Origin of the sequence: Chryseomicrobium palamuruense (assembly GCF_042649045.1) — a bacterium.
Lineage (GTDB): Bacteria > Bacillota > Bacilli > Bacillales_A > Planococcaceae > Chryseomicrobium > Chryseomicrobium palamuruense.
Genome location: NZ_JBHSEF010000008.1, coordinates 53,159 through 75,557, shown reverse-complemented (window position 1 = coordinate 75,557; position 22,399 = coordinate 53,159). Strand labels below are relative to the sequence as shown.

Below are 22,399 nucleotides of genomic sequence, written 5' to 3'. Positions count from 1 at the left end.
TAAAGTGAACTGCCTGATTTGTTACATAGGGATGTAGCGTAATGGATTGACTGAATTGGCTTCCATACCGTTCCAGCCACCCACATGAATTTCAAAATGTAAGTGAGGACCCGTTGAGTTCCCTGTGTTTCCAAGTGTACCAATTTGCTGTCCCTTAGAAACTGACTGGCCGACGGATGCGCCAATTGAGTTTAAATGAGCATAGAGACTTGTAAAGGTTTGTCCATTAATATTATGTGTGACCATGACCACGTTTCCGTAAGTACTAAATGGTGCTGCATAACTCACGACGCCATCTGCTGCCGATACAACCGGTGTGCCTATAGAATTGGCAAAGTCTACGCCATAATGCATTCGTCCGGTACCGAAAATCGGATGCGTGCGGTAGCCATATCCCGAAGTGAAGCGACCATTCACTGGTTTTGTCCAGCTTCCACTAGAGACTGCAGGTGCAGAACCTCCACCACTTGATTTGTTTGCATTTGCAGCTGCGGCGGCTTTGCGTTTCCGCTCTTCCTCGGCTGCTTTACGCTTTCGTTCTTCCGCTTGTTTTCGAGCGATTTCTGCGATTCGCTTTTGCTCCGCCACAATTTTTGATTTTGTTTCTTCACTTAAATTTGCGATTTCTTCATAATCTGATTGCATCACTTGTTTCTCTTGCTTTAACTTATTTTGCTCTGCTTCGAGTTGGTCAAGTAAATTGTTCATCTCAGCACGTTGACCATTCAGCGATTCTTTTAAACGAAGAAGTTGATCATTTCGAATTTGTTGCTCTTGAAGTTTGCTTTCAACAAGTGCTTTTTCTTCCTCAAGTTGCTTTTTGTCTTCCGCTTGTTCGCGTAAGATTTGACGATCGGCTTCCATAAGCGTATTAACTGCTGAGAAGCGATCAATAAAATCAACGAATGAATTAGCACCTAAAAGGACATCAATATAGTTGACAGAGCCCCCGCTCAGCTGGACAGCTCGTATACGATCTTGTAGAAGCGCATCACGTTCAATAATTTTCCCCTGAAGTTCTTCAATAGATTCCCGAAGGTCAGCAATTTCTCTTTCTGTTACGGCAATGGCAGCTTGCGTCTCGTCAATCTTTGCTTCTGTCAAGACGATTTCATCACTTAACGTTTGAATCTTACCTTCTAAAATTTCAATACGTGAAGCATTTTGTTTAATTTCCCCAGTTTTTTGTTGAATGGATGAATTAATATCGTTTTTCTTTTGTTCCAGTTGCTGCTGTTGCTTTTTAAGTTCATCTAGCGTTGCTGCGGATACATTAATGGAAGTAAACATCATAGTTGCAGCTGTCAGCCATGCGGCCAGTTTCACTTTCCGTGACGATGTGGACATTCTAAAGTTTCCCCTTTCTCGCGTCAGTGCCTAGACCTTTAAGAATTTTCTTACCGACATAAAACTTCCCCATACGCCAATCATGATTCCCATGACAAGAATCAAACCGTTCACTTGGTAAAGGAAGGGTGTTAGTGGCAGCATTGAGAACAATTCGCTCTCTGCCAACTTCGGTTGCAGTGCTTGATAAATATTAAAGTAAAGGGCCGTGACGATGGTCATTGGAACGATAGCACCCATAATTCCTAACCACATTCCCTCAAAGATAAATGGAATTCGAATAAACCAGTTCGTAGCCCCTACAAGTTTCATAATTTCGATATCATGTCGGCGTGCCACAATGGTAATACGAATCGTGTTCGAGATTAAGAACATTGCTGTAAATAATAAAGCAAGAATCAAGACAAGCCCTACATTTCGACTGAGATCTAAGAAAGAAAAGAGTCGTTCAATCTTACCTTCACCATAAACCACTTCATTCACTTGATCTAAGCGATTGATACGAGCTGCCACAGCAGGAGTTTCAGTTGGTGTAAGGGCTTTTACATAAAACACATTATGTAGAGGGTTATCTTGTTCAAAGAGTTGTAAATCTTCTCCAAAATCACGAGCAAGCTTTTTTAATTCATCTTCTTTCGAAGAGTATACAACTTCTTGCACCCCAAGTGTACTACCTATTTGTTCTTGTAATGATGTAATTTGTTGTTCTTCTGCAGTTAATTCCACAAATACTTTAATTTCTACGTCTCGCTCTAGGTCATCGGCCACTTTGTTCAAGTTCATCATTATGGCAACAAACACACCAACAAGAAGCAAAGTCACGGTAACTGCACTTACAGAAGCAAATGTCATCCACCCATTTCTGGCGATGCTCCGAATACTCTCTTTGACATGTCTTCCTAGCGTTCTAAATTTCATAACCGTAGTCTCCTTCTGCTTCATCTCGGGCAATAAGTCCGCCTTCAACTGCAATGACACGGTGTTTTAAAGTGTTTACAATTTCTTTGTTATGGGTAGCCATAATAATGGTCGTTCCCCGAGAATTGATTTCTTCAAAAATATTCATAATTTCCCACGATGTATCTGGATCTAAGTTTCCTGTAGGTTCATCAGCGATCACAAGCTTTGGTTTATTTACGATAGAACGTGCTATCGAAATACGCTGCTGTTCGCCACCAGACAATTCCGTTGGAAACATTCGCGCTTTATGTTTTAGACCTACCAAGTCTAACACTTCCATTACTCGCTTCCGGATTACTTTTGGACTTTCTTCAATCACTTCTAATGCAAAGGCTACATTTTCATAGACATTCATGCGAGGCAATAACTTGAAATCTTGAAAGACCACACCGATTTGTCTTCGTAAAAGCGGAACTTTCTTTGATTTAATTTTTGCTAAATTGATACCATTGATGACGATATCGCCACTTGTTGGCTTCTCTTCACGATACATCATTTTAATAAATGTGGATTTCCCAGCACCTGACGGTCCCACCACATAGACGAATTCACCTTGTTTAATATCTACCGAAATGCCATTTGCTGCGACAATACCGTTTGGATACTTCTTGTAGACATCCTTCATTTGAATCATGTTTTAACCACCCATATTATGTACTTCATTATTAAGCGCAACAAATCTATTATAACATCCACCGGAATTTTTAATGTTACAGGTTTATTTCAATTTATTAGCCAATCTCAAGTCCTACACCCGCATTTTTCTGTAGGTCTTTCTCCACAAAAAAAAGAACGTACATCTGTACGTCCCTTTCTTTTTAAACTTATTTCATTTCCGCTAACCAAGCAGCAACTGCTTCTGCTTCTGCACCTTGGATAATCCCACCTGGCATTCCGCCTTTTCCTTCTAGAATAACAGTTAATATCTCTTGTTCACTCAAGCGAGATCCTACATCGTTTAATGCAGGGGCGTTACCTTGACCTTCGAGATTGCCGCCATGACAGCTAATACATTTTTGGTTGACGACTGCTTCCGCTTCTACTGAAGCTGTTTCACCTGAATCTGCAGGTGTTTCTGTATTCGTGTCTGCATTGTCGCCTCCACATGCTGCGAGGAGAAATGCGGACGTGATCGAAAGACCTAAAAGATATTTTTTCAATGAAAACACTCCTTTTCTCATATAACTTTAGTATACCAAAGTTAATATCTTTTAAAACCTTCCCCGAAAACCTCATAGGCATCTGAAACAATGACAAACGCATGAGGATCAACGGTTCGCACCACATTTTTCAACTTTGTGAACTCTGTTTGATAGACCACTACCATGAGTATGGGCCTATGCTCTTCTGTATATCCACCGATACCCGACATTTTCGTCACGCCTCGATTCACGTGCTCATAAATCGCATTTTTCATCGCCGCTTCTTCCGAAGTGATAATATGGACCATTTTCGATTGGCTAAATCCAAGTTGAATGATATCAATCGTTTTTGTCGTTGTGAATAGTCCGATAAGGGCGTAGAGTGCTCGTTCAATATCGAATACAATCGCTGCCGATATAACGATTAAACCATCGATTAATAAAACACTTGTACCAAGAGAAAGTCCTGTATATTTTGTAATAATCTGAGCTGCAAGATCCGTTCCTCCGGTTGAGGCATTTCCCCGAAAAACAAACCCAAGACCGGTTCCGACTGCGATCCCGCCAAATAAGGCACTAAGTAATGGATTCATCGTCCACGGTTCCCAACTCGAGGTCGCTAAAACCACCGCTGGTAATGTTAACGTTCCAACAAACGATTTCATACCAAAATTCTTTCCCAAAATTATGACTCCTGCGATAAACAGTGGAATATTAAATGCGTACTGGACAATTCCAGGTTCCCACCCAAAGACAGAATACAAAATGGTACTGATACCACTTACGCCACCAGATGCAATTTGATTTGGTAATAAAAATACATTAAAGCCAACTGCTACAACGGCTGCGCCTATAATGACGAGAAGATAATCTCGTATTTCCCTTGCAAGAGGTGTTTCTTCTTTTCTTGGTTTTCTTACTTTCATAACGGTTTCATCATCGCCTTATCATCTAAATTGGCTCTGCTTAACTCTCTCAACTAAAAAAATCCACTATGGTAGAGTATACCACAGTGAATTTCAAGTAGGTTATTGGATTTTTGAGCGAAGATAGGCATGAATAAAGTTGTCCAGTTCTCCATCAACAACGGCATGAACGTTTCCACTTTCTTCATTGGTTCGATGATCCTTTACCATCGAATACGGATGGAAGACATATGAGCGGATTTGAGAACCCCACCCGATTTCTTTTTGCTCCCCACGAATCGCAGCGAGTTCCGCTTCTTGCTCTTCAATGCGAAGTTGATATAGCTTGGACTTCAACATTTTCATAGCATGTTCTCGGTTTTTGATTTGGGAACGTTCCGTCTGACACGTAACAACTGTATTTGTTGGTAAGTGGGTAATGCGGACGGCTGAATCCGTCGTATTGATATGCTGCCCACCCGCACCACTTGCACGGTACGTATCAATTTTTAAATCCTCGGTACGAATATCGATTTCAATTTCTTCATTAAATTCCGGCATTACATCGACAGAGACGAAGGATGTGTGTCGGCGACCAGATGAATCAAAAGGTGATATACGGACAAGGCGGTGAACGCCTTTTTCCGCTTTTAGATAGCCGTATGCGTTATGTCCTTTAATTAGAAGTGTAACGGATTTGATTCCGGCCTCATCCCCAGGAAGGTAATCCAGGGTCTCAACTTTAAATCCTTTTTTGTCCGCCCAGCGCTGGTACATACGAAGGAGCATCGAACCCCAATCTTGCGACTCTGTTCCACCAGCCCCTGGATGAAGTTCGAGGATGGCATTGTTTTTATCAAACTCTTCACTAAGGAGCATCTGCAGTTCAAATGCTTCTAAATCACCCCGATGCTTCTTCAGTTCAGTTTCCAGTTCAGCATGTAAATCCTCATCTGACTCTTCTTTTAATAGTTCAACCGTCATCTCGAGATTTTCCTGCTGACTCTCTAAATCATTGTACTGTTCGACAACCGCTTTAATCCCGTTCAACTCATTGATAGTCTTTTGAGCGGCTTGTGCGTCATCCCAAAAGTCTGGGAAAGTCATCACTTCATCCAACTCTTGGATTCGTGCCTCTTTGTTTTCTAAGTCAAAGAGACCCCCTAAAGTCTTGGATTTTTTGTGCATACCGTTCTAGTTCTGCTCGTGCTGCTGATAATTCAATCATTGTGATTCCTCCGTCTATTAGCTCACTGCCCCGTGACAGTTTTTGTATTTCTTACCGCTTCCACAAGGACATGGTTCATTGCGCCCTACTTCTGCTTCTTTTTTAATCGGTTGTTTTTTCACCGGTGTTCCTTCTTCTTTTGGATTCACCGCTTGGCCTTTGGCAACTTCCTCACGCTCAAGGTTGCTGCGAATTTCCGCTTTCATCGCATATTTGGCAACATCTTCTTGAATGGATTCTACCATTGCTTCGAACATCGCAAATCCTTCATTTTGGTATTCACGTAGAGGATCACTTTGTCCGTAGGCACGTAAGTGAATTCCTTGTCGTAGTTGATCCATTGCATCGATATGGTCAATCCATTTGGAGTCAATCGAACGAAGCAAGATTACTTTTTCAAACTCGCGCATACGTTCCGCTGTATAACGCTCTTCTTTCGCATCGTATTCTCTACGAATCAATTCTTTCAATTCTTCACGAATTTGTTCGCGTTCTTTGTTTTCGAAATCTAGTTCCGCTTCTGACTCTTCTGGGATCAAGACGGCATTTACATAATCCGATAGACCTTTTAATCTCCATTCTGACTTTTGTTCTGAAGCCGTGTGTGCATCTACGGAGCGGTCAATGACATCATTCAACATCGTTTCTACAAGTGAACGCATATTTTCTGTCTCTAAGACTTCATTTCGTTCTTTGTAGATAATTTCCCGTTGTTGACGAAGAACGTCATCATATTGAAGCAATCTTTTACGTGAGTCAAAGTTGTTTCCTTCCACTCGTTTCTGAGCAGATTCAACAGCACGCGAGACCATTTTAGATTGAATAGGCTGCGTATCATCAAGACCTAATCGAGTCATCATCGCTTTCATGTTATCTGAACCGAAACGACGCATTAGTTCATCTTCAAGCGATAAGTAGAATTGAGTCACACCAGGGTCACCTTGTCGACCCGAACGACCACGTAACTGATTATCGATTCGGCGTGATTCATGTCGTTCGGTCCCGATGACTGCTAGTCCACCAATGTCGAGGACACCCTCGCCGAGTTTGATGTCCGTTCCACGACCGGCCATATTTGTCGCAATCGTAACTGCACCTTTTTTTCCGGCATCCGCAATGATTTGTGCTTCAAATTCATGATTTTTGGCATTCAAAATGTTATGCGGTATTTTATGCTTCGTAAGTAACTGTGAAATAATCTCTGATGTCTCAATAGCCACTGTACCGATCAGAACAGGTTGGCCTTTTTTATGTTTCTCTGCAATATCCGCAGCAGCTGCCTCGAATTTTCCTTTCATGGACGCATAAATCAAGTCCGGACGATCCTCTCGAGCAATCGGTTTATTTGTTGGAATGACAATGACATTCATATTGTAAATATTACGGAATTCTTCTTCTTCCGTCTTAGCAGTCCCTGTCATACCAGATAACTTTTCGTACATTCGGAAGTAGTTCTGGAATGTGATGGTTGCCATTGTCATGGATTCGTTTTGAATATCTAGTCCTTCTTTTGCTTCTATGGCTTGATGAAGACCATCTGAATAACGACGTCCTTTCATTAAACGCCCTGTGAAGGAGTCAACGATGATCACTTCTCCCTCTTGAACGACATAGTCCACGTCGTTGTGCATCGAAACGTGAGCTTTTAACGATTGATTGACTGCATGGTTTAGACGGACATGTGTTAAATCGAATAGATTGTCGATACCAAATGATTTTTCAATTTTTTCCACACCTGTATCTGTTAAGACGACACCTTTCGTAGACTCGTCATAACTGTAATCTTCTTCATTTCGAAGCAAGCGAACGACCGCATTTGCTTGTTTATAGAGAAGTGCTGCTTTTGAAGCTTGTCCAGAGATGATGAGTGGTGTACGAGCCTCATCAATTAAAATCGAATCGACTTCATCGATGACCGCATAGTGAAGTGGACGTTGTACTTTTTCCTCATTGTAAAGAACCATGTTATCCCGTAAGTAGTCAAAGCCTAATTCATTGTTTGTCGAATACGTAATATCCGCTAAATATGCTTCTCGTTTTTCGGGCTTTGTGAGTGAATTCGTATTGAGCCCAACCGTTAAACCGAGGAAATTATAAAGTTTACCCATCTCTTCCGCATCACGGCTAGCCAAGTACTCATTGACCGTAACGACGTGTACACCTTTCCCTGTCAATGCATTCAGGTAGACAGAAAGTGTCGACGTAAGCGTCTTCCCTTCCCCTGTTTTCATTTCAGAGATATTTCCGTCATTTAGAGCAGCTGCACCCATAATTTGAACACGGAAAGGATATAAACCAAGCACGCGACGCGACGCTTCGCGGACTGTCGCGAATGCTTCTGGAAGTAATTGATTAATCGTCTCGCCATCTTGGTAGCGTTTTTTAAAACGTTCCGTTTGTTGCTGGAGCTCCTCATCACTGAGAGCTTCCATATTTGAAGCGAGTGCCTCTACAGCATCCGCTATCTTTTCTAATTTTTTTATTTCTCGTTTATTGGGATCAAACACTTTATTTAATACACCTAACATGAAGGTCACTTCCTATTTCAGACTTATCTTTCATTTTACCACTGATTGAAAAGTCACTTCAAGCGCAGGACTTAGAAACCATAAGAAAAAGCCCTCACCCGGAAGGAGGACTTTGATATATCAGTTGGTTTCAATTAACCCGTACTTTCCATCTCTTCGTTTGTAGACGATGTTCGTGCCATTGGATTCAGAGTCTGTAAAGATAAAGAAGTTATGCCCTAACATATCCATTTGAAGGATAGCTTCTTCTTGATCCATCGGCTTTAAATCAAATGTTTTTGTACGTACAATTGAATACTCTTCTTCTGTAGTCTCTGGTTCAAGAGACGCTTCAGTTACTGCGAAATAAGTTCCAACGCCTTCACGCTCACGGAATTTACGGTTCACTTTAGTTTTATGCTTGCGGATTTGACGTTCTAATTTATCAACAATTAAATCTACAGCTGCGTACATATCAGCGTGGCGTTCTTCTGCACGCAAAGTCAAGTTTTTCATCGGAATGGTTACTTCCACTTTTGTTTGCTTATCATTGTAAACTTTAAGGTTTACGTTCGCATTTGAATTGAGTTCTTCGTTAAAGTAGCGATCAATTTTTTCGATTTTTGTCTCAACATATTCTCGAATTGCAGGAGTTACCTCGATATTTTCTCCACGGATGTTAAAGTTTAGCATGAAAACTCCTCCTTTATAATTGCTATACTACTTATTTCGACATCCTTTTTAACATTCCTTCTTTTTAAAAAAAGAAAATAAAAGATGACTTGTGAAGATTGTACACGTTTCATCCGCATTTATCCAACGATTCAATGTTTTCGAAAGAATAAATTTTTGGAAAGAAAAAAGGCTGCCAAGTGGCAACCTTATTTTCGTTTTTGTTCAAATGCTGTGATTTGAGTTTCATATAAAAAGGTTAGCGAGATTTCATCCCATCCATTTAGCAGCATCTTTTTCTGATACGGGTCGATGTCAAACGCATAAATTGCTCCATCATTACCTAGGACCTGCTGATTTGGCAGGTCGACGGTGACCTGGTACGTTGGTTTTGACAAAATCTCTTCCACAGCCTGAACGGAAAGTCGAATCGGTAAAATTCCGTTCTTCAAACAGTTGTTATAAAAAATATCCGCAAAACTCGGTGCGATGACCACGCGAAAGCCATAATCCCCAATTGCCCAAGGGGCATGCTCACGGGATGACCCACACCCAAAGTTTTCATGTGCAACAAGCACTTGAGACCCCTCGTAAGCTGGTTCATTTAAGACAAAATCTGGTCGTTCCGTGCCATCTTCTTTATAGCGCCAATGATAGAATAAATACTTGCCGAAACCTGTACGTTCGATACGCTTTAGAAATTCTTTTGAAATGATTTGATCGGTATCCACATTTTTTTTATTGAGTGGTGTCACGGTACTCGTGATCAATTGAATTGGCTCCATCGACGTCACTCCTTTCAGACAAATGCCATTGTAAATTTACGTACGTCTGTTAATTTTCCTTCAATTGCAGCAGCGGCTGCCATCGCAGGGCTCATGAGATGCGTACGAGCCCCTGTCCCTTGTCTTCCTTCAAAGTTTCGATTGCTAGTTGACGCACATCGTTCGCCTGCCGGAACGACATCATCATTCATGGCGAGGCACATAGAACAACCTGATTCTCTCCATTCAAAACCAGCCTCGACAAATAATCGGTCAATCCCTTTTTCTTCTGCTTGTCGTTTGGTCAGCTGAGATCCTGGCACGACAATGGCTCTGACGCCTTGTGCAACCTTTCTACCTTTGATTACTTTAGCTGCCTGCTCTAAATCACTTAAGCGGGCATTCGTACACGATCCGATAAAGACATGTTGAATGGTGACATCTTCTAGATGTTGCCCTTCTTCAAGGCCCATATAATCGAGAGCCAGTTGAAGCGCTAATCGGTCACTCTCCGACTGGTAATCGTTTGCCGATGGGACAGATCGACTGATGCCTGAACCCATTGCAGGATTTGTTCCCCAGGTAACGAATGGCTCGATCTCTGATGCATTGATTTCGCACACTGCATCATACTTGGCACCTTCATCAGTCGCGAGAGATAACCACTCCGAAGCCAATTCATCAAACCCTTCAGAAGAAATAAACCGTCGACCACGTAAAAACTCAATCGTGGTATGATCGGGTGACACAAGACCGGCACGTGCGCCTGCTTCAATCGACATATTACAAATGGTCATCCGCTCTTCCATCGATAACTTCCGAATGGCATCACCTGTATATTCAATAACATGGCCGGTTCCCATATCAATTCCAAACTTTGCAATAATCGCTAGTATGATATCTTTGGCAGTGATGCCAAATCCAAGTTCTCCGGTCACACGAACTTCCATGGTCTTCGGTTTTTGTTGCCAAAGTGTTTGCGTGGACAATACATGCTCGACTTCACTTGTACCTATTCCAAATGCTAATGCTCCAAAAGCTCCGTGAGTTGATGTATGAGAATCCCCACACACGATGGTTTTTCCTGGTTGGGTAAGACCGAGCTCTGGGCCGATAATATGCACAATCCCTTGGTCCGGATGGTGCATATCGGCAAGTTCAATCCCGAATTCTTCGCAGTTCTCAGCCAGCGTCTTCATTTGTTTTTTGGCAATGGTATCTGAAACTTTACGGAGCGGAGTCGTAGGGACGTTATGATCCATTGTCGCAAAGCACAGATCGGGTCGACGTACGTTTCTTCCTGTCAATCGAAGCCCCTCAAATGCTTGGGGGGATGTTACTTCATGCAGTAAGTGGAGGTCGATGTAAAGAAGGTCCGGTTTCCCTTTCTCCTCTACGACCACATGTTGGTCCCATATTTTTTCGATAATCGTTTTCGCCATGTGTATACCTCCTTGTCACCCGGATATATATGAAAAACAAATACTTTCTGAGACAGATTCGCTGTCGAGTTCTTCAATGACTTTTGCCGTCCACGCATCTGTCGATAGAATACGTCCGCCATGTAAGTCCGCTGTGAAATAGCCATCTTCTAGCACATTTTCGACAGCTGTTTCAATCGCTTGTGCTTCCACTGCCATACCAAAAGAGTGTCTTAGCATCATCGCTGCGGACAATATAGCACCTGCTGGATTGGCTTTTCCTTGACCTGCAATATCAGGTGCAGACCCGTGAATCGGTTCGTAAACGCCAAATTCATCATCTCTGAGGCTGGCTGACGGCAGCATACCAAGAGATCCTGTAATCATAGAAGCTTCATCACTTAAAATATCTCCAAATAAATTTTCTGTGACAATCACATCAAATGAAGATGGTTCTCTGATCAACTGCATCGCTGCTGCATCGACTAAAATGTGCTCTACTTCGACATCTGGATACCCTTTCTTCTTTTCTTCTACAATTTCACGCCACAGTTTACTGGAAGCGAGGACATTCGCTTTATCCACAGAAGTGACTTTTCCTTTTCTTGTTCTCGCCAATTGAAATGCGGAATCTACGATGCGTTCAATTTCTTTCCGTGTATAAACAAGCGTATCGGCAGCCATATCCGATGTCTTTTTGCGAGGTTCTGAGAAATACAAGCCACCTGTCAGTTCACGAACTATCACAAAGTCTGTCCCACTCACATGTTCAGCTTTTAACGGAGAAGCGGATTCAAGAGCTTTATAGCTCTTTACAGGACGTAAATTGGCATATAGATTAAATTGTTTGCGTAACGCAAGCAGTCCTTTTTCCGGACGAAGTTCTGGTGGATTTGCATCCCATTTCGGTCCTCCAACTGAGCCTAATAAGACGGCATCTGCAGTAGAACACGATGCGATCGTTTCATCAGGAAGTGGTTGACCATGGGTGTCAATTGCTGCCCCACCAATCGCTGCATAGTGAAATTCAAATTCGTGTTGGAATCTTTTCGCAATTGCTTGTAATACGTGAACAGCAGCTGCTGTCACTTCGGGGCCAATCCCGTCTCCAGGCAATACTGTAATCGCTTTTTTCATTCGAATCCCTCCAATTTAGTGAACGGCTACACGTGTCGATTGTTTCTGTAATTGCCTGTTGATAGCATTCAAATATGCCTTCGCACTCGCTTCGAGTACATCTTGAGATGCGTTACGGCCAATCGTCTCTCGTTCGTCAAAACGCAGTTTCACAACCGCTTCTCCAAGTGCATCACGGCCTTTCGATACGGAGCTCACTCGGTAATCAAGGATACGAACTGTTCCATTGACCACACGTTCAAGCGTATTAAATATGGCTTCTACAGAACCTGCTCCTGTGTCGGAGACCGTCACGACATCTCCAGCTGGTGTCGTAGCCCGTATCGTAGCCGTCGGAATGTTGCCTGTCCCGTACTGAACTTGTACACTAACTAGTTCATAAAGTGGAACATCCTGTGAAGCCACTTGTTGATCCGTCAGTAAGACAAATAGATCTTCTTCTGTAATTTCTTTCTTGCGGTCAGCCAGTTCTTTAAATGCTGAAAATGCCTGCACATATTTTTCGTCTGGAAGCTCAAAGCCCATTTCCTTAGCTTTACTGATAAATGCATGACGTCCAGAGTGTTTGCCAAGTACTAGTTCCGTAGAAGCATCGCCAATCATGGCTGGTGTAATAATTTCATAGGTTTCAGGATTTTTCAGCATGCCGTCTTGATGGATACCTGATTCATGCGCAAACGCATTTTTTCCAACGACCGCTTTGTTCGGTTGAATCATCACACCTGTCAATTGGCTCACCAATTGACTTGTACGTTTTGTCTCCTTCAAGACAATGCCTGTTTGTGTCCGGTAATAATCACCGCGAATCTGAAGAGCGACAGCAATTTCTTCAAGAGCTGCATTACCGGCACGTTCCCCTATCCCGTTGATCGTCCCTTCAATCTGGGTAGCTCCGTTTTCCACTGCAGCCAAAGAATTGGCAACGGCAAGACCTAAATCGTCATGACAATGTGCGGATAACTTTACGTTTTCAATTCCAGGAACCGTCTCTTGCAAGAAACGGAATAGTGCTCCGTACTCAGCTGGCGTGGTATAACCGACAGTATCGGGAATATTGATGGTCGTTGCCCCAGCACGAATCACTTCCGTAATAATGCGTGCCAGAAACTCTTTATCGGAACGTGTCGCATCTTCTGCTGACCACTGCACAAGCGGAAAGTACTTGCGCGCAAGTTTCACGGACTGGACAGCAATCTCGACCACTTGATCAGGTGTTTTTTTTAGTTTGTATTCCATATGAATCGGTGAGGTAGCAATAAAGGTATGGAGGTGAGGTTGGACCCCACCTTTTAAGGCTTCATACGACGTTAAAATATCAGACTCAATGGCACGAGCGAGACCTGTCACGGTTGAATTCTTCACTGTATTTGCAATTTGCTTCACAGCTTCAAAGTCACCAGGTGAAGACGCTGGAAACCCTGCCTCGATGATGGATACCCCAAAACGTTCGAGTTGTTTGGCAATTTCTACTTTTTCAACGGTATTTAAATTGATTCCAGCCGATTGTTCACCATCGCGTAGGGTTGTGTCGAAAATATCAATTTGTGCCACTCGCCACCACTTCTTTCTTCGGAGATTTTGTCGCTTGGACAAATGGCATCATTTCACGAAGTTTCGCACCGACCTCTTCAATCTGATGTGTCGTCTCGTCTTCTTTGATACGACGGTAGTTTGGTCGGTCATTTTCATTTTCTTGAATCCATTCTTTAGCAAACTTGCCTTGTTGAATATCTGTCAGAATGTCTTTCATACGTTCTTTTGTTGCTGCATCTACCACACGTGGTCCTGACACGAAGTCTCCCCATTCCGCTGTATCCGAAATCGAGTAGCGCATACCTGTCATGCCCCCTTCGTACATCAAATCCACAATGAGTTTCAGTTCGTGCATCGTTTCGAAATACGCCAGTTCCGGTTGATAGCCTGCTTCGACAAGCGTCTCAAATCCTGCTTTTACAAGAGCTGTTAACCCACCACATAAGACTGCTTGTTCTCCAAACAAGTCCGTCTCTGTTTCTTCTTTGAATGTCGTTTCCAAAACGCCTGCACGCGCACTTCCAATTGCCTTGGCATAAGCAAGGGCTACATCCTTTGCTTGACCCGTTGCATCTTGATAGACAGCAAATAGTGCAGGAACTCCAGCACCTGATTCATAGGTACGGCGCACAAGGTGACCAGGGCCTTTTGGTGCAACTAGGAAGACGTCCACATCTGCTGGGGGAACAATTTGATCAAAGTGAATATTAAATCCGTGTGCGAAAACAAGTGCTTTTCCAGCAGTCAAATAAGGTTTGATTTCTGCTTCGTATACTGCTTTCTGACGCTCATCTGGAAGCAGGATCATGACTACATCTGCTAGTTCAGCCGCTTCTTTCACAGATGCCGCTTGAAGCCCGTCCTCTACTGCCTGGTCAAATGACTTTCCAGCACGAACCCCTACCACCACATCGAAGCCGCTTTCTTTCAAATTCTGCGCATGCGCATGACCTTGAGAACCGTAGCCGATCACTGCAATCTTTTTCCCTTGTAAAACCGCTTCGTTGATATCACCGTTATAATACATTTTTGTCATTTTCCATTCCTCCAGTTAGTTGATGCGCTTCAGCGGCGCATTCTCTGATTTTTGATGTTCTCGTGTAAAGGCTGTAACGCCCGTCCGAGTCAGTTCTTTTATGCCGTAAGGTTTCACAAGCTCCACAAAGGCATCAATTTTATCCGGATGCCCCGTGATTTGGTACGTTACTATTTGTTTTCCTGCATCAATTGTTTGCACCCGGAAAGGCTCGATTAGCGCATTCAGTTCCAAACGTTTCGAAGCAGGTGCCATCACCTTCACGAGAGCAAGTTCTCGAATAACAATCGATTGGTCCGTCAGGTCATGTACTTTTAATACATCAATTTGCTTTTGTAATTGTTTTAATAATTGCTCGAGCTTTTGCGAGTCTTCGACATGAACAACAAATGTCATTTTGGAGTGCGTGGGTTGTTCCGTATGTCCGACTGTGATGCTCTCGATATTAAATTGCCGTTTCATCATCAGCCCCGTTACGCGGTTCAACACCCCGCTTTGATTGATGACCGTTACCGTAATGATTCGTCTCACAAAGGCTTCACTCCAATCATTTCATGTAAGCATTTCCCAGGTGCCACCATAGGTGTAACGGGTTCTAGCTGCTCGATTCGGCAATCAATCAACACAGGCTGATCTGAAGCAAGTAAGCCAGGTAACTGTTGCTGTGCTTGTTCGAGCGTGTCGATACGAACACCTTCGATTTCATAGGCAGCTGCAAGTTTGACAAAGTCTGGTTGGACAGGCATGAGCGACTGCGAATAGCGTTCCTCGTAAAAAGCGCGTTGCCACTGTCTAACCATTCCTAAGCTCTGATTATTGAGTATCAGGATCTTGACTGGTAATCGAAATTCTTGTAACAGCGAAAGCTCTTGTAAAGTCATTTGAAATCCGGCATCTCCCACTACCGCGATGACTTTTTCATTCGGAAAGGCAAGTTGCGCGCCAATCGCTGCAGGGAAGCCAAACCCCATCGTCCCGAGACCACCTGAGGTGATCCACTTATGTGGATTTTTGAAGCCGTAATACTGAGCTGTCCACATTTGATGTTGGCCTACATCTGTTGAGACGATGGCGTCCCCGTGTGTTTCTTGTCGGACGATTTCTAGAACTTGTTGTGCTTTAAGTCCATCTTTACGGTAATGAAGCGGAAACTGTTCTTTCATTTGATGTAAAGACGTCACCCATTCAGAATCCTTATGACTCCATAACTCATAACTTAGCAAACTGATCAATGCCTCTTTTGCATCCGCTACGATCGGAATGGCAGTTTCGACATTTTTCCCAATTTCCGCAGGATCAATATCGATATGAATGACACTTGCATTTGGAGCAAAGCCACTTAGGTTTCCGGTCAAGCGATCATCAAATCGAGCACCCACATTGATGAGTAAGTCACACTCTTGAATGGCAATATTTGCAGTATACGTACCGTGCATTCCAGCCATTCCGAGAAACTGAGGGAGTTCAGCCTGCACTGTCCCGAGTCCAAGCAATGTATTGACAACTGGAATTCCTGTGACGTCAAGCAACTCCTTTAATTCCGGTACTGCTTTGGCAGCGAGAACACCTGCCCCTATTAGAAATAGGGGCTTTTTCGCTTGTCGAATCGCTGCAGCTACCTTTTGGATTTGTAGAAAGTTCGGTTGAACAGTTGGCTGATACCCAGGAAGATAAACGGGGTGTGGGGTCATGTCCACTTCTCCAGCAAAATCGGTTGCCATGTTTTTCGGGAAATCAATTACAACGGGTCCAGGTCTTCCTGTTGAGGCAATATGAAAAGCTTCACGCACGATTCGCGGAAGATCGCGAATATCTTTGATCTGGTAATTGTGTTTTGTAATCGGCTGTGTAATACCGATGATATCGGCCTCTTGAAATGCATCTGTACCAATGACACTAGTGGCCACTTGACCCGTAAAAACAACTAGAGGAAGGGAATCCATCATGGCATCTGCAATTCCTGTGACAAGGTTCGTGGCTCCCGGCCCCGAAGTTGCAATGACAACTCCGGGTTTTCCAGTCACTCGGGCATATCCTTCAGCCGCATGAATAGCACCTTGCTCGTGTCTCGCCAGAATGTGTGGAATAGGATTGCGGTAAAGCGCGTCATAAATAGGTAAAACAGCGCCTCCTGGATAACCAAAGATGAGTTCGACTTGCTGTTCTTTTAACAGATCAATCAAGACATCTGCCCCTTGCCAAGTCTCTGTCTGTTGCATTTCTGCTTGCATCGTCATGTGGTTCACTCCTTTATTTGGGTATAAAAAAATCCCTATGCAAACGAACACACGGGTTCCTTGCATAGGGATGAATTGACTTCATGGTACCACCCTACTTCACAGCTGTTGCTGCCTCTATCAGGATAACGGGCGTTTCACCCGGAAGGACTTACTAGTACAAGACGTTCATCCTTCGCTCCGAGGGGATGTCGGTATAAGGGGCCTTACCGGTTCGCAGCACCACCGGCTCTCTGAAAATGACCACTCTTATCCTTTTACCTCTTCCACGCTTTATATTTTCATAACGCCACCAGTACTTGCTGATGTCACCAGCTTCGAGTATCGAGCGAGATAGCCTTTTTTGATTTTAGGTTCAAACGGCGGAAGCTCCTCCGCTCGCTTTTGAAGTTCTTCCTCTGTACAAAGCAACTGAATAGTTCGTTCGGGTAGATTGATCTCAATCTGATCGCCGTTCTTGATCAGTGCAATCGGACCTCCATCTGCAGCTTCTGGAGAAATATGTCCGATGGATATACCACGAGATGCTCCTGAGAAACGGCCATCCGTGATAAGTGCCACTTTGGTTCCTAGTCCTCTTCCTTGAATAGCGGAAGTAGGCGCTAGCATTTCCGGCATGCCAGGTCCACCTTTAGGTCCTTCATAGCGAATGACGACGACGTGGCCTTCTTGCACTGTTCCTTCATCAATGGCTTGTTGTGCCTCTTCTTGAGATTCAAAGACGATGGCTTCACCTACAAAGGTTTGAATGGAAGGATCGACTGCTCCTACCTTAATGACACCTCCGTCTGGTGCAATATTTCCGTACAGAACAGAAAGTCCGCCAACCGGGCTATACGGATTATCCTTTGGTCGAATGACTGCTGGATTGAGAATCTTCGCATCTTTTACGTTTTCATAGACCGTCTTACCTGTGATTGTCATGCGGTCTCCATGGATGCCACCAGGAATTTCGCAAAGTTCTCGAATAATAGCAGATAAACCACCTGCTAAATGAACATCATGCATCGAATAATCACTTGCTGGCATGATCTTCGCAAGATACGGAATTCGTTTAGCGACTTCATTGATTTCTTTCATGTCGTAAGGGATTTCAGCTTCGTGAGCAATCGCTAAAGTATGCAGAACGGTGTTTGTTGAACCGCCCATCGCCATATCAAGAGCAAAAGCATCATCGATGGCTTCTTTTGTAACAAGATCACGCGGTTTGATATCTTCTTCGATCATACGAATTAAGCTTTTTGCGGCTTCTTTAATCAAGCGGTGACGTTCATTTGATGTTGCCACAATCGTCGCATTTCCAGGTGGTGTGACACCTAGAATCTCCATTAATGAGTTCATCGAATTGGCTGTAAACATTCCTGAGCACGATCCACACGTCGGACACGCATTTTGTTCAATATCGAGTAGCTCTTGTTCCGACATGTTTCCGGCTTTAAATGCGCCGACCCCTTCAAAAACAGATGTCAGGGATAAGGCTTTTCCATCTGCAGAAGTCCCTGCTTCCATCGGGCCTCCCGTAACGAATACAGACGGGACATTGGTACGCATCGCGGCCATTAGCATACCCGGTGTAATCTTGTCACAGTTTGGAATGTAAAATACGCCATCAAACCAGTGAGCGTTTATGACAGTCTCAGCAGAGTCTGCAATGAGTTCTCGACTCGGTAACGAATAACGCATGCCGATGTGGCCCATGGCAATACCGTCGTCGACACCAATTGTGTTGAATTCGAATGGAACGCCGCCAGCTTCCCATATAGCTTCTTTTACTACCTCTGCAAACACGTTTAAATGCCGATGTCCCGGAATAATATCGATATACGAATTGCATACACCGATGAACGGTTTTCCAAGATCTTTCGTTTTCACACCCGTAGCATACAACAAGCTACGGTGTGGGGCTCTATCGACACCTTTTTTTATCATGTCACTGCGCATGCAACCACCAACTTCTCTTTTGTAATCATTTGCAATATGAAATATATTGCAGTAATCATACAATTAGAACAAAGGACCGTCAACCCTAATTATAAAAAGAATTCTGTTATTTCCGAAAGTTCAATTATATTGCAATCGCTTACATTGGCACCATCATGCGAATTTGCTAACTCTATAAAAAAAAACATGTACACAATATCGTGTACATGCGAAATAGGAAATTAATTTGTTACTGTATCCAACCGCTTAAAGGAAACAAAGCGATCTTTCCAATAAGAAACAGATAGTCTCGTGATTTCGACACCTTTGGAGCCGGCATGCACGAATTGTTGATTTCCAATGTAAATTCCCATGTGTGAGATACCTGGTTTATAGGTGTTTTCAAAGAAAACTAAATCCCCTGGTACCGGTTGTAAAACAGGTTTCGCCTTTTTGAAGTAGTCTTCACTGCTTAACCGCATAATGGGTAAACCTGCTTCATTATGAATTAAATAAATAAATCCGCTGCAATCTAGACCTGTTTTCGTGGTGCCACCATATAGATAAGGGATCTCATGGTATGAACTATGTATATTAAGTAGGCGTTGATAGACGGATTGGCCAGTCGGTGATAGCGGCTTAGCAGGTTGCTCTTGCACAGTCGCTTTTGTAATAGTCGAACGGATTTTTGCAATTTTCGTGAGTGATTTTACTTGGGTAGTTGTTTGATTGCCAGAGCCAGGGATACTGGTAGCTGAAGCATAAACGACAGGTTGAAGTAGGAAAAGAAGCGTAACTACGATAACTACTTTTTTCAAATGACAATCCCCCTTTTTTTCACAGTGTACCACGACAGTCTGTAACTGACATCACTTTTTTAACAACGTTTCGGCAAGACAGAACCCGTGCACTTTTTTTACTCCTGCCTCTTTTAACACATAAGCTGCCTGATGAAGTGTCGTGCCTGTTGTATAAATGTCATCCACTAACCATACTTCTTCTGGAACCTCTACATGGCTTCGAATAGAAAATGGATTCGTTGACGTTACACGTTCACCCCGTTTCCGGGTAGACTGCTTCACTTGTGTGTTCTTCTCAAGAATGGATAAAACGTTCGCTGCTGGAAGTAACGCTTCTACCGGGGCGAAACTTCTCTTGAGATGGTCGAAGTTTGGTGCAATCGGTATCGGAACAGCTGGACGAAGTTTTAGAAATTCGTTTCGAAATACTTCTGCTAAAGCTGCATCTTCTAAAAACTTATAGTGATGAAAAAAACTTTTCATAGAATCGTTATAACTATAGATACAATGAATAGTATCTAATGACTTTTCATAAATAGTTTCTTGAAAGTAACTTCTCGAAGGTTGGGAATCGATTCGTTCAAATCCAGAACGGCAATCGTCACAAATACAATCCCCAGACCTTCCCACTAGTCCTCCCCACGTAAGCTGTCGAATTGGAATGCTACATAGTAGACAGTCTTTCATCGATTGTGTCCTTCAATCGTCTGTTTCGCTCTTACCATGGCGTCCGAAATACCATGATGAAAGAAAACAATGTCGCCTGCTGGAAATTTCGAAGACCTTCCCACTCGTCCTGCAATCTGTATGAGTGCCTGGGACGTGAAAATCGGTTTTTCAGCCCCGACTACTGCTACCTGTAAATTTTCAATTGTGATGCCGCGTTCTAGGATCGTCGAAGTCAACAATCCTTGAATTTCTTTGTTCCTTAACTGTATAACTCGCTCTTTTCGCATGGGGTGCTCGGCATGGACTCGTGGCATATTTCCCGGGAAATCCTCGATTTGTCGGATTGTTGGAAGAAAAATCAAATAAGGGAGATTTCTTTGGTCACATGTCGTCATCCAACGCTGTAATTTCTTTGGAATCCGATGTTTCTTTAGTTGTTTTTCATAACCGATCAATTTTTCAAATCGTGGCACCGGTAACGGTTGTCCATGAAATCGTTTAGAAAGTACGGTCTCTGAATCATAGGGAAGCCGCTTGTTTGGCGTTGCAGAAACAAAGTGAATACAGCCATTGTCTTTTTTTGAGGTAATCACTGCCTGAATAAGGGTGTCATCTATGCTATAAGGAAAAGCATCTGCTTCATCAACAATGATGTGATCAAAAACTTTAGTGAAACGATACAATTGATGCGTAGTGGCTATCGTTATATCGGCAAGGCCTATAGATTTTTCAGCTCCTCCGTAAAACGCTTGTACGGTCACTTGTGGGAAAGCTGTACAAAACCTCGGATATAATTCCAATACAACATCCGTACGTGGCGCAGCCACGCATACTCGTAAGCCCTGAGAAAGCATATGATGGATGACTTGAAACATTATCTCTGTTTTGCCAGCCCCACAAACCGCATGTATTAAATGCTGATTCCCTATCCGATAGTTTTCAATCCACTCATCTGCCGCTTGTCGTTGAGCAGATGATAAGGCAGTTTCAAGTGGGCTTAAAGTGAAATGAGATACTTTCGACAGCTCACCTACCCATTTTAATAACTTTGTACAAGTCGCTATTTTCCCCATTTGGATGCAATGTCTACAGTACGTGCACCACTTGCCGCAACGTAAGCAATGATGGGCGGAAAATTGATGAGGCTGAGTCGCCAGACACCTATTGCATTTCCATCTTTTTTGTTTCCAACCATAATAGAGGTCAACTTCCTCGATACCATTGACTTCTATTACCAAGCCGTCTGCCAATACGTGATTTATTTCATCTTCACGACTGACAAGGCGCTGTCTCTCTAGTAGTTTGCCTTCTAATTCTTTAACAAGGTTCATGGAATCTTCCCTTTCTTCACATGCCCCTTTGGAAATATACTCGTACACTCATCATAGCAAATCGCTGCTCGAATACATAGAAAAAACCTCCTTCTAAAAGAAAGAGGTTCTAATCGCGTATAAAGTATACACTGGTGACAAGCCAGTTGTTATCTTCTTTTGTGAATACGGTGACTTGACGACCATTTGTTGTCACTTTGCCTCCTGTTGAATGTTGTTCTAATTCAATCTCAAGGTTGGCAAATACCTGTGCTTCTTGCTCATCATATTTGATAATGGTTACATCACTTGGTGTTCGCTTTGTATCGTACTCTTCAAATGTCTCTTGAACAAATTCCTTTTCGGCTTCATAATCAAATCCTTTTGGATTCTCAGAAATACGCGCCATGTAGTCGTCGATATTTTCGTGATTAAATGCTTCAATATATTGTTCAAATGCCTGAACGATTTGCTGTTTCTCTTGTTCTGGAACATTTTGTGCTTCTTCAATGACACCACCGGCTATTTCAAAACCAACTTGCTGCTCTTCGTTCGTTGATTCAGCAGCATGTGTTTCAATTGCTTGCTTCCCTTGTGGAACTAAATCAGCGGTTGAATTTTCATTTGCAGCTTGCTCTTCCCCTGCACATGCACTCAGTAGCAATACGATCAATAAACCAACAAGCCATCCTACTCGTTTTTTCAATTTGTCATTCCTCCTGCTAGACGTATTTTGGCATAGAAATGTCTCGGAATCAAACAGAATATCTTTTTGTCATGAAACGTTCGAATTCTCCGCCAGCATTCGTCA

The 22,399-nt window shown here is 43.1% G+C and carries 20 protein-coding genes; all 20 read right to left on the bottom strand.

What is annotated here, in order from left to right:
• Positions 1 to 21: 21 nt before the first annotated feature.
• On the bottom strand, positions 22 to 1,347 hold the full coding sequence (locus ACFO0S_RS00825) for a murein hydrolase activator EnvC family protein (RefSeq protein WP_378139155.1): 1,326 nt from the start codon (positions 1,345 to 1,347) through the stop codon (positions 22 to 24).
• Between the two features lie 30 nt (positions 1,348 to 1,377).
• Positions 1,378 to 2,265: a permease-like cell division protein FtsX gene (gene ftsX / locus ACFO0S_RS00820; RefSeq protein ID WP_378139153.1), complete on the bottom strand. Its 888-nt coding sequence runs from the start codon at positions 2,263 to 2,265 to the stop codon at positions 1,378 to 1,380.
• A complete protein-coding gene (ftsE, locus tag ACFO0S_RS00815) occupies positions 2,255 to 2,941 on the bottom strand; it encodes a cell division ATP-binding protein FtsE (RefSeq protein ID WP_378139151.1) in 687 nt (228 codons plus the stop codon). Before ftsE ends, ftsX begins: the two co-directional genes overlap by 11 nt.
• Positions 2,942 to 3,131: 190 nt before the next feature.
• Positions 3,132 to 3,467: a cytochrome c551 gene (gene cccB, locus ACFO0S_RS00810; protein WP_378139148.1), complete on the bottom strand. Its 336-nt coding sequence runs from the start codon at positions 3,465 to 3,467 to the stop codon at positions 3,132 to 3,134.
• Between the two features lie 41 nt (positions 3,468 to 3,508).
• Positions 3,509 to 4,375 (bottom strand): YitT family protein, encoded by an 867-nt coding sequence (locus ACFO0S_RS00805; protein ID WP_378139146.1) that lies wholly within the window; start codon positions 4,373 to 4,375, stop codon positions 3,509 to 3,511.
• 102 nt (positions 4,376 to 4,477) lie between these two features.
• Positions 4,478 to 5,579, bottom strand: a protein-coding gene (gene prfB, locus ACFO0S_RS00800; protein WP_378139370.1) for a peptide chain release factor 2 whose coding sequence is annotated in 2 segments (ribosomal slippage) — positions 4,478 to 5,506 and positions 5,508 to 5,579 — 1,101 coding nt in all. Because the reading frame shifts where the segments join, the coding sequence is not laid out codon by codon here.
• Positions 5,580 to 5,599: 20 nt separating this feature from the next.
• Entirely contained in the window at positions 5,600 to 8,110 is a 2,511-nt protein-coding gene (secA, locus tag ACFO0S_RS00795) for a preprotein translocase subunit SecA (RefSeq protein ID WP_378139144.1), read from the bottom strand.
• A gap of 120 nt (positions 8,111 to 8,230) precedes the next feature.
• On the bottom strand, positions 8,231 to 8,782 hold the full coding sequence (gene hpf / locus ACFO0S_RS00790; RefSeq protein WP_378139142.1) for a ribosome hibernation-promoting factor, HPF/YfiA family: 552 nt from the start codon (positions 8,780 to 8,782) through the stop codon (positions 8,231 to 8,233).
• Between the two features lie 188 nt (positions 8,783 to 8,970).
• Complete coding sequence (leuD, locus tag ACFO0S_RS00785; protein WP_378139140.1) at positions 8,971 to 9,546, bottom strand: 3-isopropylmalate dehydratase small subunit; 576 nt, start codon at positions 9,544 to 9,546, stop codon at positions 8,971 to 8,973.
• Between the two features lie 14 nt (positions 9,547 to 9,560).
• On the bottom strand, positions 9,561 to 10,967 hold the full coding sequence (leuC, locus tag ACFO0S_RS00780; RefSeq protein WP_378139138.1) for a 3-isopropylmalate dehydratase large subunit: 1,407 nt from the start codon (positions 10,965 to 10,967) through the stop codon (positions 9,561 to 9,563).
• A 15-nt stretch (positions 10,968 to 10,982) separates the two neighbouring features.
• On the bottom strand, positions 10,983 to 12,083 hold the full coding sequence (leuB, locus tag ACFO0S_RS00775) for a 3-isopropylmalate dehydrogenase (protein WP_378139136.1): 1,101 nt from the start codon (positions 12,081 to 12,083) through the stop codon (positions 10,983 to 10,985).
• Between the two features lie 15 nt (positions 12,084 to 12,098).
• Positions 12,099 to 13,634 (bottom strand): 2-isopropylmalate synthase, encoded by a 1,536-nt coding sequence (locus ACFO0S_RS00770; protein WP_378139134.1) that lies wholly within the window; start codon positions 13,632 to 13,634, stop codon positions 12,099 to 12,101.
• A complete protein-coding gene (ilvC, locus tag ACFO0S_RS00765) occupies positions 13,621 to 14,652 on the bottom strand; it encodes a ketol-acid reductoisomerase (RefSeq protein ID WP_378139132.1) in 1,032 nt (343 codons plus the stop codon). Before ilvC ends, ACFO0S_RS00770 begins: the two co-directional genes overlap by 14 nt.
• A gap of 15 nt (positions 14,653 to 14,667) precedes the next feature.
• Positions 14,668 to 15,183, bottom strand: coding sequence for an acetolactate synthase small subunit (gene ilvN, locus ACFO0S_RS00760; protein ID WP_378139130.1), 516 nt, complete (start codon positions 15,181 to 15,183; stop codon positions 14,668 to 14,670).
• Positions 15,180 to 16,889: a biosynthetic-type acetolactate synthase large subunit gene (gene ilvB / locus ACFO0S_RS00755; protein ID WP_378139127.1), complete on the bottom strand. Its 1,710-nt coding sequence runs from the start codon at positions 16,887 to 16,889 to the stop codon at positions 15,180 to 15,182. Before ilvB ends, ilvN begins: the two co-directional genes overlap by 4 nt.
• Before the next feature lie 273 nt (positions 16,890 to 17,162).
• Positions 17,163 to 18,830: a dihydroxy-acid dehydratase gene (ilvD, locus tag ACFO0S_RS00750; protein WP_378139125.1), complete on the bottom strand. Its 1,668-nt coding sequence runs from the start codon at positions 18,828 to 18,830 to the stop codon at positions 17,163 to 17,165.
• A gap of 221 nt (positions 18,831 to 19,051) precedes the next feature.
• On the bottom strand, positions 19,052 to 19,627 hold the full coding sequence (locus tag ACFO0S_RS00745) for a C40 family peptidase (RefSeq protein ID WP_378139123.1): 576 nt from the start codon (positions 19,625 to 19,627) through the stop codon (positions 19,052 to 19,054).
• Positions 19,628 to 19,678: 51 nt separating this feature from the next.
• Complete coding sequence (locus ACFO0S_RS00740) at positions 19,679 to 20,296, bottom strand: ComF family protein (protein ID WP_378139121.1); 618 nt, start codon at positions 20,294 to 20,296, stop codon at positions 19,679 to 19,681.
• Positions 20,293 to 21,609 (bottom strand): ATP-dependent helicase ComFA, encoded by a 1,317-nt coding sequence (locus ACFO0S_RS00735; RefSeq protein WP_378139119.1) that lies wholly within the window; start codon positions 21,607 to 21,609, stop codon positions 20,293 to 20,295. The genes ACFO0S_RS00740 and ACFO0S_RS00735 overlap by 4 nt, the downstream gene beginning before the upstream one ends.
• Positions 21,610 to 21,718: 109 nt before the next feature.
• Entirely contained in the window at positions 21,719 to 22,294 is a 576-nt protein-coding gene (locus ACFO0S_RS00730; protein ID WP_378139117.1) for a nuclear transport factor 2 family protein, read from the bottom strand.
• Positions 22,295 to 22,399: the final 105 nt, after the last annotated feature.